General features: G+C 61.4%; 25 protein-coding genes. 21 read left to right on the top strand and 4 right to left on the bottom strand.

All coding sequences use genetic code 11. From position 1 onward, the window contains the following. Nucleotides 1–90: 90 nt before the first annotated feature. Complete coding sequence (locus QMX98_RS18300; RefSeq protein ID WP_010464357.1) at nucleotides 91–861, bottom strand: ParA family protein; 771 nt, start codon at nucleotides 859–861, stop codon at nucleotides 91–93. 358 nt (nucleotides 862–1,219) lie between these two features. On the opposite strand from QMX98_RS18300, the gene QMX98_RS18295 reads away from it, so the two are divergent. The 20 genes from QMX98_RS18295 to QMX98_RS18200 are packed head-to-tail and all read left to right on the top strand — an operon-like array spanning nucleotide 1,220 to nucleotide 19,312. After that, nucleotides 1,220–1,945: a beta-ketoacyl synthase chain length factor gene (locus tag QMX98_RS18295; protein WP_282411186.1), complete on the top strand. Its 726-nt coding sequence runs from the start codon at nucleotides 1,220–1,222 to the stop codon at nucleotides 1,943–1,945. Continuing rightward, complete coding sequence (locus QMX98_RS18290; protein WP_010464361.1) at nucleotides 1,921–2,730, top strand: lysophospholipid acyltransferase family protein; 810 nt, start codon at nucleotides 1,921–1,923, stop codon at nucleotides 2,728–2,730. The genes QMX98_RS18295 and QMX98_RS18290 overlap by 25 nt, the downstream gene beginning before the upstream one ends. Then, entirely contained in the window at nucleotides 2,711–2,971 is a 261-nt protein-coding gene (locus tag QMX98_RS18285) for a phosphopantetheine-binding protein (protein ID WP_008149626.1), read from the top strand. The genes QMX98_RS18290 and QMX98_RS18285 overlap by 20 nt, the downstream gene beginning before the upstream one ends. Before the next feature lie 9 nt (nucleotides 2,972–2,980). Continuing rightward, nucleotides 2,981–3,235, top strand: coding sequence for an acyl carrier protein (locus QMX98_RS18280; protein ID WP_007992314.1), 255 nt, complete (start codon nucleotides 2,981–2,983; stop codon nucleotides 3,233–3,235). Further along, nucleotides 3,232–3,777, top strand: a complete 546-nt coding sequence (locus tag QMX98_RS18275; protein WP_077747629.1) for a hypothetical protein — start codon at nucleotides 3,232–3,234, stop codon at nucleotides 3,775–3,777. Before QMX98_RS18280 ends, QMX98_RS18275 begins: the two co-directional genes overlap by 4 nt. Further along, on the top strand, nucleotides 3,774–5,456 hold the full coding sequence (locus QMX98_RS18270) for an acyl-CoA synthetase family protein (RefSeq protein ID WP_010464375.1): 1,683 nt from the start codon (nucleotides 3,774–3,776) through the stop codon (nucleotides 5,454–5,456). The genes QMX98_RS18275 and QMX98_RS18270 overlap by 4 nt, the downstream gene beginning before the upstream one ends. After that, nucleotides 5,449–6,183, top strand: coding sequence for a glycosyltransferase family 2 protein (locus QMX98_RS18265; RefSeq protein ID WP_102593635.1), 735 nt, complete (start codon nucleotides 5,449–5,451; stop codon nucleotides 6,181–6,183). Before QMX98_RS18270 ends, QMX98_RS18265 begins: the two co-directional genes overlap by 8 nt. Beyond that, on the top strand, nucleotides 6,180–7,127 hold the full coding sequence (locus QMX98_RS18260) for a glycosyl transferase (RefSeq protein ID WP_010464379.1): 948 nt from the start codon (nucleotides 6,180–6,182) through the stop codon (nucleotides 7,125–7,127). The genes QMX98_RS18265 and QMX98_RS18260 overlap by 4 nt, the downstream gene beginning before the upstream one ends. Beyond that, a complete protein-coding gene (locus QMX98_RS18255; RefSeq protein WP_282411185.1) occupies nucleotides 7,108–8,652 on the top strand; it encodes an aromatic amino acid ammonia-lyase in 1,545 nt (514 codons plus the stop codon). Before QMX98_RS18260 ends, QMX98_RS18255 begins: the two co-directional genes overlap by 20 nt. Further along, nucleotides 8,645–9,070 carry an acyl-CoA thioesterase gene (locus QMX98_RS18250; RefSeq protein ID WP_010464383.1) on the top strand — a complete coding sequence of 142 codons (426 nt, stop codon included), beginning with the start codon at nucleotides 8,645–8,647 and terminating at the stop codon, nucleotides 9,068–9,070. The genes QMX98_RS18255 and QMX98_RS18250 overlap by 8 nt, the downstream gene beginning before the upstream one ends. Then, nucleotides 9,067–9,669: an outer membrane lipoprotein carrier protein LolA gene (locus QMX98_RS18245; protein ID WP_077747624.1), complete on the top strand. Its 603-nt coding sequence runs from the start codon at nucleotides 9,067–9,069 to the stop codon at nucleotides 9,667–9,669. The genes QMX98_RS18250 and QMX98_RS18245 overlap by 4 nt, the downstream gene beginning before the upstream one ends. Beyond that, nucleotides 9,653–11,992, top strand: coding sequence for an MMPL family transporter (locus tag QMX98_RS18240; protein ID WP_282411184.1), 2,340 nt, complete (start codon nucleotides 9,653–9,655; stop codon nucleotides 11,990–11,992). The genes QMX98_RS18245 and QMX98_RS18240 overlap by 17 nt, the downstream gene beginning before the upstream one ends. Then, complete coding sequence (locus QMX98_RS18235) at nucleotides 11,989–13,149, top strand: sodium:proton antiporter (protein WP_282411183.1); 1,161 nt, start codon at nucleotides 11,989–11,991, stop codon at nucleotides 13,147–13,149. Before QMX98_RS18240 ends, QMX98_RS18235 begins: the two co-directional genes overlap by 4 nt. After that, nucleotides 13,136–14,383: an NAD(P)/FAD-dependent oxidoreductase gene (locus QMX98_RS18230; RefSeq protein ID WP_221108090.1), complete on the top strand. Its 1,248-nt coding sequence runs from the start codon at nucleotides 13,136–13,138 to the stop codon at nucleotides 14,381–14,383. The genes QMX98_RS18235 and QMX98_RS18230 overlap by 14 nt, the downstream gene beginning before the upstream one ends. Further along, nucleotides 14,380–14,862 (top strand): hypothetical protein, encoded by a 483-nt coding sequence (locus QMX98_RS18225; RefSeq protein ID WP_010464392.1) that lies wholly within the window; start codon nucleotides 14,380–14,382, stop codon nucleotides 14,860–14,862. The genes QMX98_RS18230 and QMX98_RS18225 overlap by 4 nt, the downstream gene beginning before the upstream one ends. Continuing rightward, nucleotides 14,859–16,055, top strand: a complete 1,197-nt coding sequence (locus QMX98_RS18220; protein ID WP_282411182.1) for a beta-ketoacyl-[acyl-carrier-protein] synthase family protein — start codon at nucleotides 14,859–14,861, stop codon at nucleotides 16,053–16,055. Before QMX98_RS18225 ends, QMX98_RS18220 begins: the two co-directional genes overlap by 4 nt. Then, nucleotides 16,052–16,516: a hotdog family protein gene (locus QMX98_RS18215; protein ID WP_083375221.1), complete on the top strand. Its 465-nt coding sequence runs from the start codon at nucleotides 16,052–16,054 to the stop codon at nucleotides 16,514–16,516. Before QMX98_RS18220 ends, QMX98_RS18215 begins: the two co-directional genes overlap by 4 nt. Next, nucleotides 16,509–17,237, top strand: a complete 729-nt coding sequence (gene fabG / locus QMX98_RS18210; RefSeq protein WP_010464399.1) for a 3-oxoacyl-ACP reductase FabG — start codon at nucleotides 16,509–16,511, stop codon at nucleotides 17,235–17,237. Before QMX98_RS18215 ends, fabG begins: the two co-directional genes overlap by 8 nt. Further along, nucleotides 17,237–18,463: a beta-ketoacyl-ACP synthase gene (locus QMX98_RS18205; protein WP_010464400.1), complete on the top strand. Its 1,227-nt coding sequence runs from the start codon at nucleotides 17,237–17,239 to the stop codon at nucleotides 18,461–18,463. The genes fabG and QMX98_RS18205 overlap by 1 nt, the downstream gene beginning before the upstream one ends. A 27-nt stretch (nucleotides 18,464–18,490) precedes the next feature. Continuing rightward, nucleotides 18,491–19,312 carry a hypothetical protein gene (locus tag QMX98_RS18200; RefSeq protein WP_282411181.1) on the top strand — a complete coding sequence of 274 codons (822 nt, stop codon included), beginning with the start codon at nucleotides 18,491–18,493 and terminating at the stop codon, nucleotides 19,310–19,312. A 216-nt stretch (nucleotides 19,313–19,528) separates the two neighbouring features. On the opposite strand, the gene QMX98_RS18195 is transcribed toward QMX98_RS18200, so the two are convergent. Together QMX98_RS18195 and QMX98_RS18190 are read right to left on the bottom strand one after the other, a co-directional pair. Then, nucleotides 19,529–19,912: a type II toxin-antitoxin system PemK/MazF family toxin gene (locus tag QMX98_RS18195; protein WP_083375223.1), complete on the bottom strand. Its 384-nt coding sequence runs from the start codon at nucleotides 19,910–19,912 to the stop codon at nucleotides 19,529–19,531. Between the two features lie 86 nt (nucleotides 19,913–19,998). Further along, the gene (locus QMX98_RS18190) at nucleotides 19,999–20,895 is read right to left on the bottom strand and encodes a LysR family transcriptional regulator (RefSeq protein ID WP_083375224.1); all 897 of its coding nucleotides are present in this window, start codon (nucleotides 20,893–20,895) and stop codon (nucleotides 19,999–20,001) included. A gap of 118 nt (nucleotides 20,896–21,013) precedes the next feature. Here QMX98_RS18190 and QMX98_RS18185 point away from each other — a divergent pair, with 118 nt between their 5' ends. Continuing rightward, a complete protein-coding gene (locus QMX98_RS18185; protein ID WP_282411180.1) occupies nucleotides 21,014–22,288 on the top strand; it encodes an MFS transporter in 1,275 nt (424 codons plus the stop codon). Nucleotides 22,289–22,461: 173 nt separating this feature from the next. Here QMX98_RS18185 and hemE read toward each other — a convergent pair whose 3' ends face one another. Next, nucleotides 22,462–23,529, bottom strand: a complete 1,068-nt coding sequence (gene hemE / locus QMX98_RS18180) for a uroporphyrinogen decarboxylase (protein ID WP_010464411.1) — start codon at nucleotides 23,527–23,529, stop codon at nucleotides 22,462–22,464. Nucleotides 23,530–23,742 lie beyond the last annotated feature (213 nt).

The raw sequence follows: 23,742 nt of genomic DNA, 5'->3' as shown, positions 1-23,742 counted from the left end.
AGGCTTGCCCGCGAAGAGGGCATAACATTCAACACTACAGTTGACTGCCAGATCGTCTTCGCGGGCAAGCCTCGCTCCTACAGGGGACTGTCAGGCGTTTTCGAGCAGGTTGTGCAGCTCGACGAATTGCTGCGTCAACTTGTGCCGTGGGTCGAGGTGAATCAGCGGCGTATTGGCCTGGTGGGATTCGCGCATGCGCACCGAGCTGGTCAGGTACACCGGCAGCACCGGCAATCCTTCGGCGATCAGCTCGTCGAGAATTTGCTGCGGCAGGCTGGCACGGGCCTGGAACTGATTGACCACGATGCCTTCAACCTCCAGGCCTTCGTTGTGGTCGTCCTTCAACTCTTCGATTTCCGCCAGCAGGCCGTACAGCGCCTGGCGCGAGAAGCTGTCGCAATCGAAGGGGATCAGCACCCGGTCAGCGGCGATCAATGCCGATACCGCATAGAAGTTCAGCGCAGGCGGGGTATCAAGGTAGATGCGGTCGTAATCTTCCCCCAGTTCCTCAAGCAATTTGCGCAGCTTGTTGATCTTGTGTTTGGCCTCAAGTTTGGGCTGCAGGTCAGCCAACTCGGCGGTCGCGGTAATGACATGGAGGTTTTCGAACGGCGTTTCGTAGATGTCGACCTTGTTTTTCTTCGAGAACGGTCCAGAGGACAGGGTCTGCTTGAAGAAGTCGGCGATGCCCATCGGGATGTCATCACCGGTAAGGCCTGTCAGGTACTGAGTGGAGTTGGCCTGGGCATCGAGATCCACCAACAGGGTGCGATAACCCTCGCTGGCACTGACCGCCGCCAGATTGCAGGCAATGCTGGATTTGCCCACGCCACCTTTCTGATTGAACACCACGCGCCGCATGTCAAAAACCTCCGTGTATCAAAGAATGACCGAGTGTAGTAGTCCACGACACTGCTTAGCTACCTCGCTGGCATGGGGACTACACAGTCATCGGCAATCTCTTAATAAAAAAGCCGCCAACCCCGCCACTGATTACCGACAGAGCTGACAGACACGCCCACCCCGATGTGGATAATGGCCAAACGACAGCTTTTTCACGGACCAACCAGTACGTTTCACTGAGCAAAATGTAACCATCATTTGCTACACGCCCGTCGCAACGGGATAATGCGCGCCACTCGGCGCTAAGCGCCACGTATGGCCGTTCGTTTTTTTTTTGCGATTCGCCGTGTCAAGAAAGCCCGCAGGGGCGGGATGAATGCCTGTGATCAATTTCAACATCGCCCAATGGCGCGCGTGGGCCCCTGGGCTCGAAAGCGTGGACGATTGGCAGGCCTGGAGCCGACAACCGGTCGTGCTTCAGAGCAGCGATGCCGCCCCCGACGTGTCTTTTCTGCCCGCCATGCAGCGCCGACGGCTCAGTCGCCTGGCGCGGATGGCGTTCAGCGTCGGCTGGCCCCTGGCCGATGGTCGCCAAGACCTACCGCTGGTCTTTATTTCCCGTCATGGCGAAACACCCCGTACCTTCGAGATCCTGAGTGATCTGGCAGCCGGGCAACCCTTGTCGCCAACTCAATTCAGCTTGTCGGTGCACAACGCGGTCATTGGCCTGTGGTCGATCATGCGCGGTGAAACCAGCGAGATGACCGCCCTTGCCGCCGCGGGTGACGGCCTTGAAAACGGCATGCTAGAGGCCGCGGCGCTACTTTCCGAAGGCGCGCCTGCCGTGCTGCTGATCGTCACTGAAGAAATACCGCCCGAAGCCTACTCGGCCTGGATCGACGACGTGCCGTTCCCCTATGCAGTTGGCCTGTTGCTGACACCGGGTACCGACTGGCAGCTGTCCCTGAACAGCACTTCAGATACGTTGTCCAACGCCCACTGGCCCCATGCCCTGAATCTCTTGCGTACCCTGCTCGGCCAGCAGACTACCTGCCAACATGCCTGGAAAAATCGTGTATGGACCTGGCAACGCAACCTGTAAGCGAAAAAAACCGCGACGCCTATTACTGGCGTCTGCTGGCCACTGCCGCAAGCTTCACCCTGTTCGGGTTGGGCGGGCTGTGCCTGCGGCTGGTGGTGTTCCCGTTGCTGGGCTGCCTGCCCGGCGATGCGCAGACCCATCGGTTACGGGCACGGCAAACCGTCAGTCGCTGCTTTTGGTTTTTCGTCCGGTTCATGGCCCGTACCGGGGTACTGACTTACGACATCCAGGGCGCGGAAAAACTCGGTCGCCCGGGACAGATGATCATGGCCAATCACCCGTCGCTGATCGACGTGGTATTTCTGATCGGCCTGGTGCGTCACGCCAACTGCGTGGTCAAAAACAGCCTCTGGGAGAACCCGTTCACCCGCGGCCCGCTACGCCGTACCGACTACATCAGCAACGACGGCAGCATGGACATGCTCGACGCCGCGGCTGACGCACTGAAAAGCGGTCAGACGCTGATCATCTTTCCCGAAGGCACACGCACCCAGCCGGGCGAACCGCCAGCCTTTCATCGGGGGGGCGCGGCAATCGCCCTGCGCGGTGCGAGAATCCTGACCCCGGTGATTATTAAGGTCAGTCCGACCACATTGACCAAGGCCGAACCCTGGTATCGCATCCCGAAACGTCGCGTGCACTTCAGTTTCCGTGTCGGGGCCGATATAGACCCACAAGCCTTTGCTTCATGTGGCCCTGCACCTCAGGCTTCGCGCAAGCTCAACGATTATTTGCACTCTTACTTTATTAAGGAGCTCGCCGAAGATGAGCGATCTACACCGTGAAATCAAAGAACTGATCATCGACGCCCTGGGCCTTGAAGACATCAGCGCACAAGACATCGGCGATGACCAGACGCTGTTCGGCGAAGGCCTGGGCCTGGATTCGGTAGACGCCCTGGAACTCGGCCTGGCCATCCAGAAAAAGTACGGCATCAAAATCGACGCCGACGCCAAGGACACCCGCAATCACTTCAGCAACGTGGCGAGCCTTGCGGCGTTCGTCACCGCAAAACAGGCAGCTTGAGACCGGACCATGCAAACTCGTGATGACATTTTCAACACCCTGCGCGATGCCTTGGTAGAACTCTTCGAGCTGGACCCTGAGCGCGTGAGCCTCGAATCCAACCTGTATCAGGATCTGGAAATCGACAGCATTGACGCCGTCGACCTGATTGATCACATCAAGCGTCAGACCGGCAAGAAAATCGCCGCCGAAGAATTCAAATCGGTGCGCACCGTCAGTGACGTGGTCGAGGCGGTCTACCGTCTGGTTCAACCGGCCGCATGAGTCGACTGATCGGCCTTGGCCTGCTGCTGGCGGGCCTGTTGTACCCCTTTGCGGTGTATTTCGGCATGGAACACTTTGCTCCGTGGCAGTTCGGTCTGCTGCTGGGCAGCCTGTGGCTGGCGCGGGCGCTGCTGGGTGCCCGTCGCCCCGGCAGCCTGTGGATGGCGCTCACTGCGATCGGCTTTTGCCTGTTGCTGGCGCTGTTCGACAGCCCGTTGTTGCTGCGTTGGTATCCGGTGCTGATCAGCGCTTTCATGCTGGGGCTGTTTGGCCTGAGCCTGAAAATCGGGCCGCCGATGGTTGAGCGCCTGGCGCGCCTGCGTGAGCCGCACTTGCCGCCCAAGGCGATTGTTTACACCCGCCAGGTGACCGTCGTCTGGTGTGTGTTTTTCCTCTGTAACGGTTTGCTTGCCGCCGCCTTGACCCTGTGGGCGCCGCTGAGTTGGTGGATGTTGTACACCGGCCTGATTTCCTATGGATTGATGGGCCTGCTGTTTGCCATTGAATGGCTCATACGACAACGGGTACGAGGCCACCCATGAATTGGATATCACTTGAGCAGCTGTTGCTCAAGGCACAGCCGGAGCGTGCCGTTACGGCAGAACCGGCGTTGAATCACGCACAGCTGTGCGAACAGGCGCTAAGCCTGGCAGCCGGCCTGCAATCCCAAGGCGTGCAGCGTATCGCCGTGCACCTTGAAGATGCTGCTGACCTGGCGATTGCCCTGCTCGGCGCCTGGCGTGCCGGGGTCAGTGTGCTGCTGCCTGCCGACCTGCAACCGCAGACTCGCCAACGCTGGTCGAGCGAAGTCGATCTGTGGCTGACCGACCTGGCCGATGACGCGCACCTCACCGACTATCGGCAACCGCCCCTGCCCCACGCCGCACTGGATCTGGACGCCTGTCGCCTGAGCCTGTGCACGTCCGGTTCCAGCGGCGAACCCAAGCGCATCGACAAGACCCTGCGCCAGATAGCCAATGAAGTGCAGGCGCTGGAGCAGCTCTGGGGTGCCGATCTGGGCCAGGCGTGCATCATCGGGAGCGTCGCCGCCCAACACATCTACGGCCTGCTGTTTCGGGTGCTGTGGCCGCTGTGTGCCGGGCGCTCGTTTGTGCGCAAGCAACTGGCCTTCCCGGAAGACTTGCAGCGAGCCAGTCGCGAACACACGGCGTTTGCCTGGGTCGCCAGCCCGGCGCTGCTCAAGCGCATGGGCGACAACCTCGACTGGCCGGCCTTGAGCGCGGTTCGCAGGGTGTTTTCCTCGGGTGGAGCGCTACCGGCCGAGGCTGCGCAAAGCCTCTACGAACGCTTGCAGCAATGGCCGACGGAAATCCTTGGCAGCTCGGAAACCGGTGGCATCGCCTGGCGTCAAGGTCACGATCTCTGGCAGCCGTTTGCTGAAGTCGAACTGAGTCAGGACAGCGAGGGCGCGCTGCTGATCGCCTCTCCCTACTTGCCCGTCGGCCATATTGAACACACCGCTGATGCCGCCAGAATCGCTGCCGACGGCCGATTCGAACTGCTCGGACGGCTGGACCGGATCGTCAAACTGGAAGAAAAACGTATCTCGCTGCCGATGCTGGAAAAGGCGTTGATGGAGCATGACTGGGTCGCAGAAGCACGCCTCGGCGTGGTCCGGGAAAACCGCGCCTCGCTGGGCGCGCTGCTGGTGCTGACCGACGCCGGCCTGCATGCCTTGCGCAATCAGGGCCGACGCACCGTCACGCAAGAATTGCGTCAGCACTTGAGCCAGCACTGCGAAGCCCTGGCCCTGCCAAGACGCTGGCGGTTACTGCGGCAATTGCCCCTGAACGCTCAAGGCAAACTGCCTCAAGCCGACGTCGAAGCCTTGCTGTTGGCCCCCCGCCCGAAAGCGCCGGAAGTGTTGGAACAAGTCGAGGTCGATGGCGAATGGAGCCTGCAACTGGCCGTTCCGCCGGACCTCGCCTACTTCAGCGGACACTTCCCGCAAACGCCGGTATTGCCCGGTGTGGTGCAGGTGGATTGGGCGCTGAGCCTCGGCCAGCAATTGATGGACCTGCCGGCTAAATTCGCTGGCATGGAAGTGCTGAAGTTCCAGCAACTGGTGCGCCCCGGTGATGAAGTCCAACTGCACCTGCGCTTCGATCCGGAACGCGGCAAATTGTATTTCGCCTACCGCAATGAAACCGCGACCTGCTCCAGCGGGCGGATTCTGCTGGAGGTTGCAGGTGATGTATAAACCATGCGCAATCATCCCGGTCTACAACCACGAAACCGCGATCACCACGGTGGTCGACGCGCTGATCGCCAGTGGCCTGCCGTGCATTCTGGTGGACGATGCCAGCGATCCATCCTGCGCCAGGGTGCTCGACCAACTGGCCCAGCGTGAAATGGTCAACCTGATCCGCCTCGCCGCCAATCAAGGCAAGGGCGGCGCGGTCATGACCGGCCTGCGCGAAGCCTCGCGCCTGGGTTTCAGCCATGCCTTGCAGGTGGACGCCGACGGCCAGCACGACCTGCAGGATGTCACGACCTTCATCGCACAATCGCGCGCTCATCCCGACGCGGTGATCTGCGGCTATCCGCAATACGACGCCAGCGTGCCGAAAGGCCGTCTGTACGCCCGCTACCTGACCCACGTCATGGTCTGGATCAACACGCTTTCCTTGCAGATCCGCGACTCCATGTGCGGTTTCCGCGTCTACCCGTTGCCGCCGACCCTGGCACTGATCGACTCGGCGAAGATCGGCAAGCGCATGGATTTCGACTCGGACATCCTCGTGCGCCTGGCCTGGCGCAATCAGCCGATGCAGTGGCTGCCGACCAAGGTCCATTACCCGCTGGACGGTGTCTCGCATTTCCGTATGTTCCACGACAATGTGCTGATTTCGAGCATGCACACCCGGCTGTTCTTCGGCATGTTGCTGCGGGCCCCGGTGATCCTCTGGCGACGGTGGCGAGCATGAGCAGTAACGCAGACAAACAGCACTGGGCCGACCGCCAGGAGCGCGGCAGCTTCTGGCTGATGAAATTCACCGCGCTCTGCGCCAAAGTGCTGGGCCGACGGCTGCTGAGTCCGCTGCTGTACGGCATCGTCCTGTACTTTTTCCTGTTCGGTCGCAGTGCCCGCCGCAGTGCCTGGCAATACCAGCAACGCCTCGCGGACTGGAGCGCACGCCCGCAATTGCGACCGACCCACTGGCGAGTGTTCAGCCAGTTCATGGCCTTCGCCGATTCGATGCTCGACAAACTCGACGTATGGAACGGCAAGTTGAGCATCGATCACATCGAAATCGTCGACCCGGCGCTGCTGCGCAGTCAGCTGCGTGGCACTCGCGGGCAGATGCTGGTGGGGGCGCACCTGGGCAATCTCGAAGTCTGCCGCGCACTCGCGGAGATCGGCGAGAAGGTCACCATGAACGTGCTGGTGCACACCAAGCACGCCGAGCAGTTCAACCGATTACTGGGCGAGGCCGGCGCGACCAATCTGCGGCTGATTCAGGTCAGTGAACTGGACCCGGTGATCATGCTGCAACTGCATGAACGACTGGAGCGTGGCGAGTGGCTGGCGATTGCCGGCGACCGCGTGCCGCTGCATGGCGGGCGCAGCGTGACCGTAGACTTCCTCGGTCATCAGGCTGCATTGCCCCAGGGGCCGTGGCTGCTGGCCGGCTTGCTGAAATGCCCGATCAATTTGCTGATGTGCCTGAAGAAACCGACGGGGCAATATCGCGTGACCCTCGAACCGTTTGCCGAGGCCGTGGTGTGGAAACGCAGCGACCGCGAGCAGGTCATTCATCAGTGGGCTTCCCGCTACGCCGAACGCCTGGGTCACTATTGCCTTGAAGCGCCCCAACAATGGTTCAACTTTTACCCTTTCTGGAAGACCGATGACGACGCCAACGCTTGAGCCGGTAACCTTCGGCGAACTCCCTTTGCGCATCGAAGACGTGCTGGCCGCGGCCAACCGTCAGGTGCCGACGCAGTTGCAAAGTGACCCTGCGTACCGTGAGCGCATCGCCAAGGGCGCGCGATTTCTCGATTCCTTGCTGGACAAGGAAGGCGTGATCTATGGCGTGACCACCGGTTACGGCGACTCGTGCGTGGTCGCGGTGCCGCTGCATCACGTCGAGGCATTGCCCCGTCATCTGTACACCTTCCACGGCTGCGGACTGGGCAAACTGCTCGACGCCCAGGCCACTCGGGCTGTATTGGCGGCGCGTTTGCAGTCGTTGTGCCACGGCGTGTCCGGGGTGCGCGTGGAACTGCTGGAGCGCCTCCAGGCCTTCCTCGAACACGACATCCTGCCGCTGATCCCGGAAGAAGGGTCGGTGGGCGCCAGCGGTGATCTGACGCCGCTGTCGTACGTCGCCGCAACCTTGTCCGGCGAGCGCGAAGTTATGTTCCGGGGCGAGCGCCGACAAGCCGCCGACGTCCATCGCGAACTGGGCTGGACACCGCTGGTGCTGCGCCCGAAAGAAGCGTTGGCGCTGATGAACGGCACCGCCGTGATGACCGGCCTCGCCTGCCTGGCCTACGCCCGCGCCGATTACCTGCTGCAACTGGCGACCCGTATCACCGCGCTGAACGTGGTCGCGCTGCAAGGCAATCCCGAGCACTTCGACGAGCGCCTGTTCGCCGCCAAACCGCATCCGGGGCAGATGCAAGTCGCCGCGTGGTTGCGCAAGGATCTGGCAATCGATGCGCCGACCGCACCGCTGCACCGCCTGCAGGACCGCTATTCACTGCGCTGCGCGCCGCATGTCCTCGGCGTCCTGGCCGACAGCCTGAGCTGGCTGCGTTCGTTCATCGAGATCGAACTCAACAGCGCCAACGACAACCCGATCATCGACGCTGAAGCCGAACGCGTGCTGCACGGCGGGCACTTCTACGGCGGCCATATTGCGTTCGCCATGGACAGCCTGAAAAACCTGGTGGCCAACGTGGCCGATCTGCTGGACCGGCAACTCGCCCTGCTGGTGGACGAGCGTTACAACCATGGCTTGCCAAGCAACCTTTCCGGCGCCACGGCTGACCGCGCGATGCTCAATCACGGCTTCAAGGCCGTGCAGATCGGCACCAGCGCCTGGACCGCCGAAGCGCTGAAAAACACCATGCCGGCCAGCGTCTTCTCGCGCTCCACCGAGTGCCACAACCAGGACAAGGTGAGCATGGGCACCATCGCCGCCCGCGATGCGATCCGTGTGCTGGAGCTGACCGAACAGGTCGCCGCCGCCACCTTGCTCGCCGCCAACCAGGGTGTTTGGCTGCGCAGCAAAGCCGAGGACGCGCGCCCGTTACCGCCAGCCCTGGCGGCCATGCACGAAGAGCTGGCCAAAGACTTCCCCCCGGTCATCGAAGATCGCGCGCTGGAAGGCGAATTGCGCCTGTGCCTGAAACGTATCGCCGAGCAACACTGGAGGCTGCATGCGTAGCAAGGGAGTGCTTCACACCGATACGGAAATCCTCGTGCCGTTCTTTGACGTCGACACCATGAACGTGGTCTGGCACGGCCATTACGTCAAATACCTGGAAGTCGCCCGTTGTGCGCTGCTGGACAAGATCGGTCACAACTACACCGCCATGGTCGAGTCGGGTTATGCCTGGCCGGTGATCGACCTGCAATTGCGCTATGTGCGCGGCGCCGTGTTCGGTCAAAAGCTGAACGTGCGGGCCAATCTGGTGGAGTGGGAGAACCGTCTGAAGATCAATTACCTGATCAGCGATGTGAAAACCGGTGAGCGTTTGACCCGCGCCAGTTCCGTACAGGTCGCTGTCGACATGAGCAGCCGCGAGATGCAGCTGGCCTCACCGAAGATCTTCACCGATGCCGTAGAAAGGATGCTCGCATGACCCCGTTTTTCAAATACCTCGGTGCGTTGGCGTTGCTCGGGCTGTCATCGATGGCTCATGCCTTCGATTTGCAGCAGTTGAGCGATCAACTGGCCAAGCCTGATGTGATCCACGGCCATTTCATCCAGGAAAAACACCTGCGCGCATTGCCCCAGCCGCTGACCAGCAAGGGCACTTTTATCCTCGCTAAAAACCACGGATTGCTCTGGTTGTTGAAAACCCCGCTGCAACAGGATTACCGCATCACCAACAAAGGCATCGCCCGCCGCGACGCCAGCGGCTGGCAAATGCTCCCGGGCAAGAGCGCCGGCGCCGAGCAGAACCGCTTGTTCCTCGCCGTGTTGCAAGGTGACAGCAGCGGTCTGCAACGGGACTTCGAATTGTCTTTGAGCGGCGACGCACAGAACTGGAAACTGACGCTGATCCCGCGCTCAATGCTGCTCAAGCAGGTGTTCAATCAGATCAACATCACCGGCAGCGAATTGGTGCACAGCATCGAGCTGCTGGAAACCCAGGGCGACAGCACCCTTTTGCGCATGCAGGACAGCACCAGCACCCAACCGTTGAGCGACGCGGAGCAACATGACTTTGCCGAGTGAACGCAGACTTCCGTGGCTGTTTCTGATCCTGCTGTTGGCGGTGCTCGCGCTCGCCGGTTGGCAATGGCGCGACGGTGCACCGCTGTCGGCCAACCTGATGGAACTGGTGCCGGGCACGGCGCCGGACGCGCTGGAACTGCGTGCCGAACAACGCATACAAGAACCGTTGAACCGGGAAATGCTGGTGCTGGTAGGCCATAAAGATCGCCCGCAAGCCATTGCCATGGCGCAGAAACTCGGCGAGCAGTGGCAGGCCAGCGGTTTGTTCGAGAAGGTTCAGTGGAATCTGCAAGCCGACTTGCCGGCGCTGCGCACGCAATTGCTGCAAGGCCGGCTGTCGATGCTTTCGGCGATGGATCGGCAGCAGTTGATCGAACACCCCGACGCCTTTATCCAGCAGCGGGTGCAAGCGCTGTTCGACCCGTTCACCGGTTTCAGCCTGGTGCCGAGCCAGGATGACTGGCTGGGCCTGACCGGGCGCATCCAGAACAGCCAACCACAACACGGCGCCGTGCAACTGGACATCGGCAGCGGAGCGCTGGTCGCCGATGCCGACGGCAAGAGCTGGGTGTTGCTGCGGGCAAAAACCACCGGCAATGCCTTCGACATGAGCCTGCCGCTGCAAGTGGCTGACCTGCTTGAACGCAGCCGAAAAGAAGCCGCCCAGGCCGACGTGCAACTGCTCGCTGCCAGCGGCCTGCTGTACGCGGCCAACGGTCAGCAACAAGCCACCCGCGAAATGACATGGGTCGGCGGCGGTGCCACCGTGGGCATTTTGTTGCTGCTGTTGCTGGCCTTCCGGCGCTGGCGTGTCTTGCTCGCTTTCGTTCCCGTGCTGGTGGGCATGCTGTTTGGTGCGGTGGCGTGCGTGGCGCTGTTCGGTCACATGCATGTGATGACGCTGGTACTGGGCTCGAGCCTGATTGGCGTGGCCGTCGATTACCCGCTGCATTACCTGTCGAAAAGCTGGAGCCTGAAACCCTGGAACAGCTGGCCGGCGTTACGCCTGACCCTGCCGGGCCTGACGCTGAGCCTGATCACCAGTTGCATCGGCTACCTGGCCCTGGCCTGGACGCCTTTCCCGGCCCTGACCCAGATTGCCGTGTTCTCCGCCGCCGGCCTGCTCGGTGCCTACTTGTCGGCCGTGTGCCTGCTGCCAGCGTTGCTCAAGGGCGTGAACCTGCGTCCGGCGCATTGGCCGCTGCGTATCTGCGAGTGTTTGCTGAACCTGCGCGAAGCGCTGCTCAAACACGTCAGTACGCCCGTGTTATTGGCACTGCTGATTGCCTTCTGCGTCGGCGGCCTGTTGCAACTGGAGAGCAAAAACGATATCCGCCAGTGGATCGGCGCACCGCAGCAATTGACCGACGAAGCCCAGGCCATTGCGCGCATCACCGGCTATCAGCCGACCAGCCAGTTCTTCCTGGTGCGCGCGGCCAATCAACAGGAACTGCTCGAACGCCAGACTGCACTGAGCGAGCGCCTGGATCAGTTGGTCAACCTGGAAAAACTCCAGGGTTACCTGTCGCTAAATCAACTGGTCAGCCAGCCGAGCGAGCAGCGCAAAGTGCGCGAAGCGTTGAGCAAGTTGCCGCAGTTCTGGCAACCCTTGCTCGACCTCGGCGTGCCGGCAGAAGCGCTGCAAGCGGAGCTTGCAACGTTGCTGGCGCTGCCCGCCGAAGACATCGACGCCTCGCTGGTCGGTCCGCTGGCGGAACCTTATCGCACCCTGTGGCTGGGGCCGACCGATGAGGGCGTGGCGGCGATGGTCAGCCTGCAAGGCCTGAATAATCCTTCGCTGTTGCGCATTCAGGCGCTGGACTTGCCGGGGGTCGAACTGGTCGACCGTCTGGGTGAACTGAACAGCGTTTTCGCCGCGACACAGATTAGCGCGGCGCAGCTGAAACTCGCCTCCTGCGTGTTGATCGTGCTGGTGCTGATCCTGCCGTTTGGCTTCGGTGGTGCGTTGCGCATCGTCTCACTGCCCTTGCTGGCCGCGCTGTGCAGCCTGGCCAGCCTCGGCTGGATGGGCCAACCCCTGACCCTGTTCAGTCTGTTCGGCCTGTTACTGGTGACGGCGATCAGCGTCGATTACGCAATCCTCATGCGCGAACAGATCGGCGGCGCCGCCGTGAGCCTGCTGGGCACCTTGCTGGCAGCGGTGACCACATGGCTGTCATTCGGTTTGCTGGCCGTGTCCAGCACGCCGGCGGTGAGCAACTTCGGCCTGTCCGTGAGCCTCGGGCTGGCGTTCAGTTTCATCCTGGCGCCCTGGGCCGGACGCCAAGTGCATGCCGCCGCCGTCGTGGAGCCAGCCGCATGATGATCGCCCTGTTTTGGCTGATGGCCCTGACGATGTTCGCCGTGGCCACCCGTGTGGGTCGTCACTTCGGCCTGATCCCGATCGTCAGTCAGTTGCTGCTGGCGACCTTCGGTCTACCGCTGCTGATGTACTTCTGGATCGAGCCGGGCTGGCAACTCAGCGGCGCCGAGCTGATCTCGCCGGTATGGCTGAAAAACCTCTACAGCCTCGGTTTTGCCTTGTTGCTGGGAAACATCCTCAGTGATGTGATCGACCTGCGACTCGATCGCCAGAGCCTGAAGATCGCCCTGCCGAGTTTTTGCATTCCATTTGTCTGCGGTCTGGCGACTGCGGTCTGGTTGTTACCCGCACAGCCGTGGATCAGTTCATTGGCAGTGGGCCTGGTGTTCGCCATCACCGCGATCCCGGTGTTGTACCTCTACCTGCGACACATCAATTACCCGCCCGCCGCAACCCGGCGGCTGGTGCAAACCGCGATCCTCATCGACCTGGCATGCTGGACCCTGTTCGGCTTCGCCCAAGGCAGTCTGCACCTGAGCAGTCTGCTGCTGCCGCTGGCCGGCGCCTGCCTTCCGGTGCTTCTGCATTTGCTGGGTTTGCGCCAACCGCTACTGCACAGCGGCTGCTTTTTTGCGCTGCTGGTGGTCGCCGAACACTTCAAGCTCAATGCACTGATTTTCGGCATCGGTTATCTGCTGTGCATGGCCGCGCTGAAAGTGCCGCTGGTGTTGCCGTTGCCGGCGATCTGGATGAACCGTTTGCAAACCTGGATCGCCATCCCGCTGATCCTCACCTTCGGTATCGTGCAGATCAATGTCCACGCCGCCATGGCCAGTCTCGGCTGGGTGCAGTTGGCGGCGCTGCTGCTGTTGCCGATTGCCAGCAAACTGCTGGGTAACTGGCTCGGTCTCGGCTGGGCCGGCGCTTCATTTGAAGGCGCCAGTCGCTGGCGCGAAAGCCTGCTGCTCAATATTCGCGGTTTGAGCGAGATCGTCTTTCTCAACCTGCTGCTGCAACAACAGCTCATCAGCCCGGCGTTGTACTTCGCGCTGATGGTGATGGGCCTGATCGCCACACTGCTGCCGGCACTTGCCGGCATGCACCAAACCCCTTTGAATATCGCCGCCCCGGCAAGGAGCCCCCGTGCCAACAGTTGAAATGGAACGTCGCCAGGTTGTTGTCATTGGCGCGGGTCCTTCGGGCGCCATTGCCGCCGCGCTGCTCAAGCGCAAAGGCCACGATGTGCTGATGATTGAACGCCAGCATTTTCCACGGTTTTCCATCGGTGAAAGCCTGTTGTCGCACTGCCTGGATTTCGTCGAAGAAGCCGGCATGCTCGACGCCGTGAACGCCGCCGGGTTCCAGATGAAAAACGGCGCCGCGTTCGCCTGGGGCGAGCACTACAGCGCCTTTGATTTCGGCGACACGTTCAGCAACGGCAAGCCGACCACCTTCCAGGTCCAGCGCGCCGATTTCGACAAACTGCTGGCCGATCAGGCCGCGCTGCAAGGCGTCGACGTTCGTTATGGCGAAGCCATCGTCAGTGCCGATTTCGACCTGCCCAAGCCGCAGCTCGATGTGCTTCGTGAGGATGGCAGCCAGTACCGCGTCGAAGCTGATTTTGTACTGGATGCCAGCGGCTACGGCCGCGTGTTGCCACGCTTGCTGGACCTTGAAGCACCGTCGAATTTCCCGGTGCGCCAGGCGGTGTTCACCCACATCGAAGACCATATCGACAGCCCGACCTTCGAACGGGAAAAAATCCTTATCACCACCCATCCGATCCATCGCGACATCTGGTTCTGGACCATTCCGTTCAGCAACGGTCGCTGCTCGGTGGGCGTGGTCGCGGCCGCCGAGCACTTCGAAGGCCGCATGGAGAACCTGGACGAGTGCCTGCGCGGCTTCATCGCTGAAACTCCAAGCCTGGCCTGTGTCCTGGAAAACGCGGTCTGGGACACGCCAGCCCGCACCATCGGCGGCTACTCGGCCAACGTCAAAACCTTGCACGGTCCGGGCTTTGCGTTGCTCGGCAACGCGGCAGAATTCCTCGATCCGGTGTTCTCCTCCGGCGTGACCATCGCCATGCGCTCGGCCAGCATGGCCGCCGGCGTGTTGCATCGCCAGCTGCAAGGTGAAAGCGTCGACTGGCAGACCGAGTTCGCCGCACCGCTCAAGCGCGGCGTCGACACGTTCCGCTGCTACGTCGAAGGCTGGTACGCCGGGACTTTCCAGGATGTGATTTATCATCCAGGCAGCTCAGCGGATATCCGCCGTATGATCAGTGCAATCCTCGCCGGTTATGCCTGGGACGAGCGCAATCCGTTCGTCAGCGAACCCAAACGTCGGCTGCGCGTGCTGTCGGAACTTTGCGCTAGAGATGCCACATGATCCGTTACCTGCTTCTGGGTTGCCTCCTGCTGCTGAGCGCTTGCGCCAGCCAGGCGCCGCTGCCCGGGCAAACCGAAAACCTGCCGCTGCCGCAGCAACTGCACATTCAGCGCTTGCTGGCTGATCAGCGTCAGGACTGGGTGTTAGTAATTGCTCGCGAAGGCCCCGGCATTCGCTGGTCAATGATGGACTTGCTGGGCATTCCGCAGGCACGCCAGAAACTGATCGATGGCCAGTGGCAAGCTGACGGCCTGCTGCCGCCGAATCCGGAAGCCCGGGAATTGTTCGCAGCGTTACTGTTCGCGCTGACCCCGCAAGACGAATTGCAGGCCAACTACCCCGAAGCCTGGCAACACGGCTCCCAACGCTCCCTGCCCGCTCGCTGGGACGTGCGTTACTCGCCGCCACTGAGATTTGAGTTGAACCTGCCTAAAGGTCCGAAGTACCTGGTAACGCCCTTGAGCGGGGAGACGCCATGACCGCTTACCTGAATGCTCTCGGGGTGATCTGCGCCCTGGGTCGCGACAAACAGGAAGTCGCCCGCAACCTGTTTGCTGGCGATTGCTCCAGCATGCGCAGCGAATCCGGCTGGGTGCCGGAGCGGTCGTTGCCAGTGGCGGCGGTGCGTGGTGAGCTGGCGCCGATCCCGCCGGAACTGGCCGAGCAAAGCAGCCGCAACAACCAACTGCTGCTGGAAGCCGCGCTGCAAATTCGCGATGACATTGATCAAGTGATCCAGACTTACGGCCGCGATCGAATCGGCGTGATCCTCGGCACCAGCACTTCCGGCATCGATGAAGCCAGCCGTGGCCTGGCCCATTACATTCGTGAACATGAATTCCCTGCCGACTACGATTATCAGCAGCAGGAACTCGGCGCGCCGGCCAACTTCCTCGCCGACTGGCTGCAATTGAGCGGCCCGGCCTATGTGATCTCGACGGCTTGCACCTCCAGCGCCCGGGCGCTGATGAGTGCCCAGCGGCTGCTCGATCTGGGTGTGTGCGATGCCGTACTGTGCGGCGGCGTCGACAGTTTGTGCAAACTGACCCTCAACGGCTTTTCGGCCCTGGAAGCGGTGTCCGAGCAGCGCTGCAATCCGTTTTCGGCCAACCGCAACGGCATCAATATCGGCGAAGCCGCCGTGCTGTTTCTGATGAGCAAAAAAGCCGGCGCGAGCCAACCGATTGCCCTGCTCGGCAGCGGCGCCAGTTCCGATGCGCACCATATCTCGGCGCCGGAGCCGACCGGCCGGGGCGCCCTGCAAGCGATGAGCAAAGCCCTGAACCGCGCGAAGGTGCAGCCCGAGCAAATCGGCTACCTGAACCTGCACGGCACCGCGACCCAACACAACGACGCGATGGAAAGCCTGGCGGTCTCGGCCCTGTTCCCGCACGGCGTGCCCTGCTCCTCCACCAAGCCGATGACCGGACACACGCTCGGCGCGGCCGGCGCCCTGGAAGCGGCGTTCTGCTGGTTGAGCCTGAGCACGAACAATCGGGAAAACCTCCTGCCGCCCCACGTGTGGGACGGTCAGCCCGACCCCGACTTGCCGGCCTTGCAGTGGGTGACCCCGGACCATCGCCTGACGTCCATTGCACCTCGCTACCTGATGAGCAATTCCTTTGCCTTCGGTGGCAACAACGTCAGCCTGATTATCGGAGATGCCCCATGATTGACTGGCCGCTCGCCGAGCTGCTGCCGCACGCTGGCGACATGATCCTCATCGAGCAGATCCTGGCGTTCGATGACGAGCAGATTCACACCCGCCTCACCGTCAAGCCCGGGGGCCTGTTCAATCGTCCCGACGGCAGCCTGCCAGCGTGGGTCGGTATCGAACTGATGGCCCAGAGTGTTGCCGCCTACGCCGGTTGCCATGCGCGCCAGCGCGGTGATGCGGTGGTGCTGGGTTTTCTGCTCGGCACCCGGAAATTCGAATGCAACGTGGAGCACTTCCCCGCGGGCACCGAACTGACCATCCATGGACTGCGCTCGCTGGAAGACGACAACGGCATGGGCGTGTTCGAATGCCACATCAACGCCCCCGGCATTCACGCCACCGCCCGCCTGAACGTGTTCCGCCCGCCTCAGGCCGCTCAATACCTTCATGAATCCCAAGGAGCCAGCCATGACTGAATCCGTATTGGTCACCGGTTCCAGCCGTGGCATCGGCCGTGCCATTGCGTTGCGTCTGGCCCAGGCCGGGCACGACATCGTGCTGCATTGCCGCAGCGGCCTGGCCGACGCCATCGCCGTCCAGGGCGAAATCCAGGCGCTGGGACGCAATGCTCGAGTTTTGCAGTTCGACGTCTCAGATCGCGCCAGCTGCAAGGCCATCCTCGAAGCCGACGTGGAAGCTCATGGCGCCTATTACGGCGTAGTGCTGAACGCCGGCCTGACGCGTGACGGTGCTTTTCCGGCGCTGAGCGAGGATGATTGGGATGTGGTGATGCGCACCAACCTCGACGGTTTCTACAACGTGCTGCACCCGGTGATGATGCCGATGATTCGGCGTCGCGCGGCCGGGCGGATTGTCTGCATCACCTCGGTTTCCGGGTTGATCGGTAACCGTGGCCAGGTCAACTACAGCGCCTCCAAGGCCGGTTTGATCGGCGCGGCGAAAGCGTTGGCGATCGAACTGGGCAAGCGCAAAATCACCGTCAACTGTGTCGCACCCGGCCTGATCGACACGGCCATGCTCGACGAAAACGTGCCGGTGGAAGAACTGATGAAAATGATCCCCGCACAACGCATGGGCACTCCGCAAGAGGTGGCCGGCGCGGTGAATTTCCTGATGTCGGCGGAAGCGTCGTACATCACCCGGCAGGTTCTGGCCGTCAACGGAGGCCTGTGCTGATGAAGCGCGTCGTCGTCACCGGCATGGCCGGCATCACTTCACTGGGCAGCGACTGGGAGACCATCGCTGGCAACTTCGCGGCCAACCGCAGCGGCATACGCCGGATGGACGAGTGGGATCGGTTCACCGAACTCAACACGCGCCTGGCCGGGCCTATCGACGACTTCAAGGTTCCGAGCCACTGGACCCGCAAGCAGCTGCGCAGCATGGGCCGGGTCTCGCGCCTGGCGGTCGGCGCGTCGGAGCAGGCGCTGGCCGATGCCGGACTGTTGGGTAACCCGATCATCAAGGATGGGCGCATGGGCGTCGCCTGCGGCTCCTCCACCGGCAGCACCGACGAGATCAAGGCGTTCGGCAATATGCTGCTCAACTCGGTGGCAGAGGGCCTTAATGCCAACTCCTACGTGCGGATGATGCCGCACACCACTGCGGCGAACATCAGCATCTTCTTCGGCCTCACCGGCCGGCTGATCCCGACGTCCAGCGCCTGCACCAGCGGCAGCCAGGGCATCGGCTACGCCTACGAGTCGATCAAATTCGGGCGCCTGCCGCTGATGCTCGCCGGCGGCGCCGAAGAACTGTGCCCCACCGAAGCCATGGTCTTCGACGCGCTCTACGCCACCAGCCTGAAAAACGACGCCCCGCAAACCAGCCCACGTCCGTATGACAAAGACCGCGATGGCCTGGTGATCGGTGAGGGCGGCGGCATGCTGGTGCTCGAAGAGCTTGAACATGCGTTGGCACGCGGCGCGCACATCCATGCCGAACTCGTCGGTTTCGGCAGCAACGCCGACGGCCAGCACACCACCCGCCCAGAGCAAGTCACCATGCGCCGGGCCATGGAACTGGCGCTGGAAGACGCCGGGCTGCAACCGTCAGACATCGGCTACGTAAACGGCCACGGCACGGCGACAGAGCAGGGCGACATTGCCGAAACACTGGCCACCAGCGCGTTGTTCGGCGAGCACATGCCGATCAGTTCGCAGAAGAGCTTCCTCGGGCACACCTTGGGCGCCTGCGGTGCGCTGGAATCCTGGTTCAGCATCGAAATGATGAACCGCGACCTGTACGTGCACACGTTCAACCTCGACGAGGTCGATCCGCACTGCGGCAAGCTCGACTACCTGCGCGGCGAGTTCCGCCAGATGAGTAATGAGTACGTGATGAACAACAATTTTGCGTTTGGTGGCGTCAACACTTCGCTCATTTTCCGTCGCTGGCACTGATCTGAAAAAACGTCTGGAGTGAAGGGAATGACTCTGTTTCAGCGCATCGGCGCAGTATTCACCCTGGCTGTTGCGCTGAGCGGCTGCACCAGCCCGGTGTACACCGCCAAGGAACACTTTCCCGGCGACAAGGGCCTGAGCGACGATCGGATGAGCCGCGCCATCGTCACCGCACTGATCGAGCGCCAATGGATCGTGCAGTCGGCGCGCCCCGGCATGATCAAAGCGGCAATCACCGTGCGCGACCGGCACCACGCCGAAATCGACATTCCCTATACCTCCACCTCGTTCGAAATGGACTACCGCGACAGCCGCGGCCTAGACTACAAGGACGGCAGGATCCACGGCACCTACAACCGCTGGATCAATTACCTGCGCGACGACGTGGTCAAGCAACTGGCCACCGACCCGGACGCTGATCAAGTCTTCGCCTCGCAAGGCGCCTATGAACCCACCTACCAGGACTTTCAGGAAGGCGTGAAACGCGCCACCGAAGTTGGTCTGCTGGACGGCAGCGTCAAGTTCTACCTGGCAGGAGAAGCACTGCCAACTCAGGTGCACAAGCTGAAGGCGGTGAGCAGCAGCCGAAGAGCCGACGACAACGAAGACAAATCCGCTGAAGACGCCTGCTACTGGGCGTTGCAATCGACCTTGGCAACTTTGCAAAGCAAGGCCAAGAAGGCTGGTGCTAACGCCGTGATCAACATCGCCGGCATCAACAAGCGCGACCTGAGCCAGGACACCGGGAAATACCAGTGCAGTGACGACGAGGAAATACCTGGGCTGGAAGCGCTCAAGGCCGTGGTGTCCGGGGTGGCGTTGCGCGGGGATCTGGTACGGGTTGACTGAGGCGAGCACCTCGAGAACGACAAAGGGCGCCTTTCGGCGCCCCTTCACAAACAGGTCGGCTTGTCATCGCCCTGTACCTGTCTGGCTCTACGATGGCTGGCTGCCCAGGATCCTCAGAGTCTCACAAGCCCCTTACGGGAACGGGGGGAGTATTGCCCGAAACAGGATCAAGGGCAACGACTGGCCATTCGCCTGACTGCGCCACTTCCGATGCCATCACAGGCCAAGCGCACTACGTACCGCGACTTTGATTGCGTAAAACTCATCTGTTTCAAGGTGTGAAATAACATAAACACGCTTTCCATGTCGGTCTCGACTTTTGATCCGGTCCAGCCTGGAGAGGCTTACTGTCGCAACCATATCGCATTTCGCCCAGCAAACAGGACTGGCACCCTGTAGATGACTTTGAAGTTCCAGGTGGTGATCAAGTATGCGATCCGGAGCGGTAGTACTGAGCGGCACAACTGTCACCAGTAAGCTGTTGGTTTTGTGTTTTCGTATCACTACAACAGGTCTGACTTTGATCATTTCGGGGATTTCATACCCCCTGAAATCACAAATCAGCACACTGCCTTCCTTCGGTTGATATAGAAGTGGCATCCATGGCACTCATCGAAAGAAATCGATTTTGCTCAACAATCGCGCAAATCACTAAACAGGATCCGTTACTTTAAGTGTCCCTGCGCTCAAGTCCCCTCAACCTTCCTCGTCAACAAATCCACAAACGCCTTGGCCATCGGCGACTTCTGGTCCTTGCGCTGCACCAGCCACACCGCCGACACCGCTTCCGGATCAAGCAACGGCCGGTAGACCACGCCGTCAATGCGCATCCGCTGATAAGAGGCCGGCAGCACCGACACGCCCAGCCCCGCCGCCACCAATCCGATAATGGTCATTGCCTCGCCTGCCTCTTGCGCGAAGTGCGGGCTGAAACCGGCATCGCGGGCCAGGCTGAGCAACTGTGCGTACAGACCGCTGCCATAGCTGCGTGGGAAGAAAACGAACGGTTCGAGGGCCAATGCCGAGAGGAACAAACCCTCTTCGCTGTCGTTCACTAGCGGATGTTTGGAGCTGAGCACCGCGACCAGCGGCTCACGCATCAACTCCACGACGCTGAGGGAATCCGGCAGCCCAAGCGGTCGCATGATGCCGACTTCGATCGACTCATCGACCAGCGCGTCGGCCACTTGGGTGCTGCTCATCTCCCGCAGATTCAAATGCACCGCCGGGAAACGCTGGCGGAACGAGAAAATCGCTTGGGGAATGGTCGAGTTGAACGGCGCCGACGAAGTGAAACCAATTTTCAGTTCGCCCAACTCACCCAGCTGCGCACGCCGTGCCACGTCGGCCGCTTTGTCCACCTGCGCCAGCACCAGTCGCGCTTCTTCCAGAAACAGCCGACCGGCCTCGCTAAGCTCGACCCGACGATTGGTTCTCTCGAACAGCCGTGCTCCGACTTCCTGTTCCAGCGCCTGAATCTGCTGGCTCAGGGGCGGTTGCGAGATGCCCAGCACCTGAGCGGCGCGGCCGAAGTGCAATTCTTCGGCGACGGCGATGAAGTAGCGCAGGTGACGCAATTCCATGAAAACTCCATTAGGTCGTAAAACCTATCAAACAGGTCGAACAATATATTGGATTGAATCATTAGGCAGCTATATGCTTTTTTCATTGCCTGACCGGCTGCGCCCTCCGAGGTCCGAAGTGAAAACTGCTGTCGCCCCCCTTGCCCACGAAGTTCCGCCCACCTCGGTGGACGATGTTGTCGCCGAATTGAAAGAGATCTACATCGAGAAAGGCACGCCGATGTTCATGCGCACGGTACTGGCGCTGTTCTCCGGCGGCTTTGCGACCTTCGCCCTGCTCTACTGCGTACAGCCGATGATGCCGCTGCTGTCCCACGAGTATTCGATCAATGCGGCGCAGAGCAGCCTGATCCTCTCGGTGGCCACCGGCATGCTCGCCATTGGCTTGTTGATCACCGGCCCGATCTCCGACCGTGTCGGACGCAAACCGGTGATGGTCGCGGCCTTGTTCGCCGCCGCACTGTGCACCATGGCCAGCGCGATGATGCCGAGCTGGCAAGGCGTGCTGGTGATGCGTGCGTTGATCGGCTTGTCGTTGAGCGGCCTGGCGGCGGTCGCCATGACGTATCTGAGCGAAGAGATCCACCCGCAGCACATCGGGCTGGCGATGGGTTTGTACATCGCCGGCAATGCGATTGGCGGGATGAGCGGCCGCTTGATCACCGGCGTGTTGATCGACTTCGTCAGCTGGCACACGGCAATGCTGGTGATTGGCGGGCTGGCGCTGATCGCGGCGACGGTGTTCTGGAAAATCCTCCCCGAATCACGCAACTTCCGCCCCCGCTCGCTGCACCCGCGCAGTCTGCTCGATGGCTTCACCATGCACTTTCGCGACGCTGGCCTGCCGCTGCTGTTCCTTGAAGCTTTCGTGCTGATGGGTGCGTTTGTCACCCTATTCAACTACATCGGCTATCGCTTGCTGGCCGAGCCGTACCACATGGACCAGGTCTTCGTCGGTCTGCTGTCGGTGGTGTACCTGTCGGGCATCTACAGCTCGGCGAAAATCGGCTCCTTGGCCGACCAACTGGGCCGGCGCAAAGTGCTCTGGGCGACGATTGTGCTGATGCTCGCAGGCCTTGCGCTGACCATGTTCACGCCGCTGCCGTTGGTGATTATCGGCATGTTGATCTTCACCTTCGGCTTCTTTGGCGCGCATTCCGTGGCCAGCAGTTGGATAGGACGGCGAGCGGTGAAAGCCAAGGGGCAGGCTTCGTCGCTGTACCTGTTCAGCTATTACGCCGGGTCGAGTATTGCAGGGACAGCGGGCGGGGTGTTCTGGCACTTGGGCGGGTGGAACGGGATCGGGTTGTTCATTGGTGCGTTGCTGGTGATTGCGCTGCTGGTGGCGTTGAAGCTGGCCAAGTTACCGCCGTTGGAAAATCTGAAGGCGTGATGCACATCCCTGTGAGAGCGAGCCTGCTCGCGAAAGCGGTCTTTCAACAGACATCACTGTTGGATGTGCCGGCCTCTTCGCGAGCAGGCTCGCTCCCACAGGGGCCGAGTGTGACCTGAGATCTCTATACAAAAACGCCCGGCATAAGCCGGGCGTTTTTTATTGGACGACGATCACTCGTGATATTGCGCCGACAGCTCATGTACCGCGCGCATGAACGCACCCGCATGTTCCGGATCAACTTCCGGTGTGATGCCATGGCCGAGGTTGAACACATGACCACTGCCTTTGCCGTAGCTGGCGAGAATTCGACCGACTTCGGTGCGGATGGCTTCTGGCTTGGCGTACAGCACAGTCGGGTCCATGTTGCCTTGCAGGGCGACTTTGTTGCCGACGCGTCGGCGGGCTTCGCCAATGTCGCAGGTCCAGTCCAGGCCCAACGCATCAGCGCCAGCGTCGGCGATGCTTTCCAGCCACAGGCCGCCGTTCTTGGTGAACAGGATGACCGGTACTTTGCGGCCTTCGTGTTCGCGGATCAGGCCGCTGACGATTTTGCGCATGTAGGCCAGGGAAAACTCCTGGTACGCCGCCGCCGAGAGGTTACCGCCCCAGGTGTCGAAAATCTGCACCGCTTGCGCGCCGGCCATGATCTGGCCATTGAGGTAGCTGGTGACCGACTGCGCGAGCTTGTCCAGCAGCAGGTGCATGGCTTGCGGGTTGTCGTAGAGCATGGCCTTGGTCTTGCGGAAGTCTTTCGACGAACCGCCTTCGACCATGTAAGTGGCCAGGGTCCACGGGCTGCCGGAGAAGCCGATCAGCGGCACGCGGCCGTTGAGTTCGCGGCGGATGGTGCTGACCGCGTCCATGACGTAGCCAAGGTCTTTGTGCGGATCAGGAATCGGCAGGGCTTCGATATCGGCCATCGTGCTGACGACTTTCTTGAAGCGTGGACCTTCACCGGTTTCGAAGTACAGGCCTTGGCCCATGGCGTCCGGGATGGTGAGGATGTCGGAGAACAGGATCGCCGCGTCCAGTTGCGGATAGCGGTCGAGTGGCTGCATCGTGACTTCGCAAGCGAACTCCGGGTTCATGCACAGGCTCATGAAGTCACCGGCCTTGGCACGGCTGGCGCGGTATTCCGGCAGGTAGCGACCGGCCTGACGCATCATCCATACCGGCGTGACGTCTACGGGTTGCTTGAGCAGGGCGCGAAGGAAACGGTCGTTCTTCAGGGCAGTCATGTCGGCATCCGGAAAAAAAGTGCGGGCATTTTCTCAGAGCTCGACGCAAAAGGCACGGTTGCAGGTCAGCCTTTTGTCTATCGGGTCAATTTGTCGCGGGGAAATACGCTATTTAGCAACACGCTGAAACCAATGTGGGAGCGAGCCTGCTCGCGAAGAGGGCTTCACATTCAACATCTCTGTTGACTGATCCACCGCTTTCGCGAGCAGGCT

The organism is Pseudomonas sp. PS02303 (assembly GCF_029959925.1).
In the GTDB taxonomy this organism is placed as follows: domain Bacteria; phylum Pseudomonadota; class Gammaproteobacteria; order Pseudomonadales; family Pseudomonadaceae; genus Aquipseudomonas; species Aquipseudomonas mandelii.
Note: the sequence above shows the minus strand (reverse complement) of the source record. Positions and strands in the feature narration are given on the sequence as shown.

What these genes read in the sequence shown, in the direction of transcription:
- QMX98_RS18300 (WP_010464357.1), bottom strand. Translation starts at nt 861, where the DNA reads ATGCGGCGCGTGGTGTTCAATCAGAAAGGTGGCGTGGGCAAATCCAGC.
- QMX98_RS18295 (WP_282411186.1), top strand. Translation starts at nt 1,220, where the DNA reads ATGCCTGTGATCAATTTCAACATCGCCCAATGGCGCGCGTGGGCCCCT.
- QMX98_RS18290 (WP_010464361.1), top strand. Translation starts at nt 1,921, where the DNA reads ATGGACCTGGCAACGCAACCTGTAAGCGAAAAAAACCGCGACGCCTAT.
- QMX98_RS18285 (WP_008149626.1), top strand. Translation starts at nt 2,711, where the DNA reads ATGAGCGATCTACACCGTGAAATCAAAGAACTGATCATCGACGCCCTG.
- QMX98_RS18280 (WP_007992314.1), top strand. Translation starts at nt 2,981, where the DNA reads ATGCAAACTCGTGATGACATTTTCAACACCCTGCGCGATGCCTTGGTA.
- QMX98_RS18275 (WP_077747629.1), top strand. Translation starts at nt 3,232, where the DNA reads ATGAGTCGACTGATCGGCCTTGGCCTGCTGCTGGCGGGCCTGTTGTAC.
- QMX98_RS18270 (WP_010464375.1), top strand. Translation starts at nt 3,774, where the DNA reads ATGAATTGGATATCACTTGAGCAGCTGTTGCTCAAGGCACAGCCGGAG.
- QMX98_RS18265 (WP_102593635.1), top strand. Translation starts at nt 5,449, where the DNA reads ATGTATAAACCATGCGCAATCATCCCGGTCTACAACCACGAAACCGCG.
- QMX98_RS18260 (WP_010464379.1), top strand. Translation starts at nt 6,180, where the DNA reads ATGAGCAGTAACGCAGACAAACAGCACTGGGCCGACCGCCAGGAGCGC.
- QMX98_RS18255 (WP_282411185.1), top strand. Translation starts at nt 7,108, where the DNA reads ATGACGACGCCAACGCTTGAGCCGGTAACCTTCGGCGAACTCCCTTTG.
- QMX98_RS18250 (WP_010464383.1), top strand. Translation starts at nt 8,645, where the DNA reads ATGCGTAGCAAGGGAGTGCTTCACACCGATACGGAAATCCTCGTGCCG.
- QMX98_RS18245 (WP_077747624.1), top strand. Translation starts at nt 9,067, where the DNA reads ATGACCCCGTTTTTCAAATACCTCGGTGCGTTGGCGTTGCTCGGGCTG.
- QMX98_RS18240 (WP_282411184.1), top strand. Translation starts at nt 9,653, where the DNA reads ATGACTTTGCCGAGTGAACGCAGACTTCCGTGGCTGTTTCTGATCCTG.
- QMX98_RS18235 (WP_282411183.1), top strand. Translation starts at nt 11,989, where the DNA reads ATGATGATCGCCCTGTTTTGGCTGATGGCCCTGACGATGTTCGCCGTG.
- QMX98_RS18225 (WP_010464392.1), top strand. Translation starts at nt 14,380, where the DNA reads ATGATCCGTTACCTGCTTCTGGGTTGCCTCCTGCTGCTGAGCGCTTGC.
- QMX98_RS18220 (WP_282411182.1), top strand. Translation starts at nt 14,859, where the DNA reads ATGACCGCTTACCTGAATGCTCTCGGGGTGATCTGCGCCCTGGGTCGC.
- QMX98_RS18215 (WP_083375221.1), top strand. Translation starts at nt 16,052, where the DNA reads ATGATTGACTGGCCGCTCGCCGAGCTGCTGCCGCACGCTGGCGACATG.
- fabG (WP_010464399.1), top strand. Translation starts at nt 16,509, where the DNA reads ATGACTGAATCCGTATTGGTCACCGGTTCCAGCCGTGGCATCGGCCGT.
- QMX98_RS18205 (WP_010464400.1), top strand. Translation starts at nt 17,237, where the DNA reads ATGAAGCGCGTCGTCGTCACCGGCATGGCCGGCATCACTTCACTGGGC.
- QMX98_RS18200 (WP_282411181.1), top strand. Translation starts at nt 18,491, where the DNA reads ATGACTCTGTTTCAGCGCATCGGCGCAGTATTCACCCTGGCTGTTGCG.
- QMX98_RS18195 (WP_083375223.1), bottom strand. Translation starts at nt 19,912, where the DNA reads ATGCCACTTCTATATCAACCGAAGGAAGGCAGTGTGCTGATTTGTGAT.
- QMX98_RS18190 (WP_083375224.1), bottom strand. Translation starts at nt 20,895, where the DNA reads ATGGAATTGCGTCACCTGCGCTACTTCATCGCCGTCGCCGAAGAATTG.
- hemE (WP_010464411.1), bottom strand. Translation starts at nt 23,529, where the DNA reads ATGACTGCCCTGAAGAACGACCGTTTCCTTCGCGCCCTGCTCAAGCAA.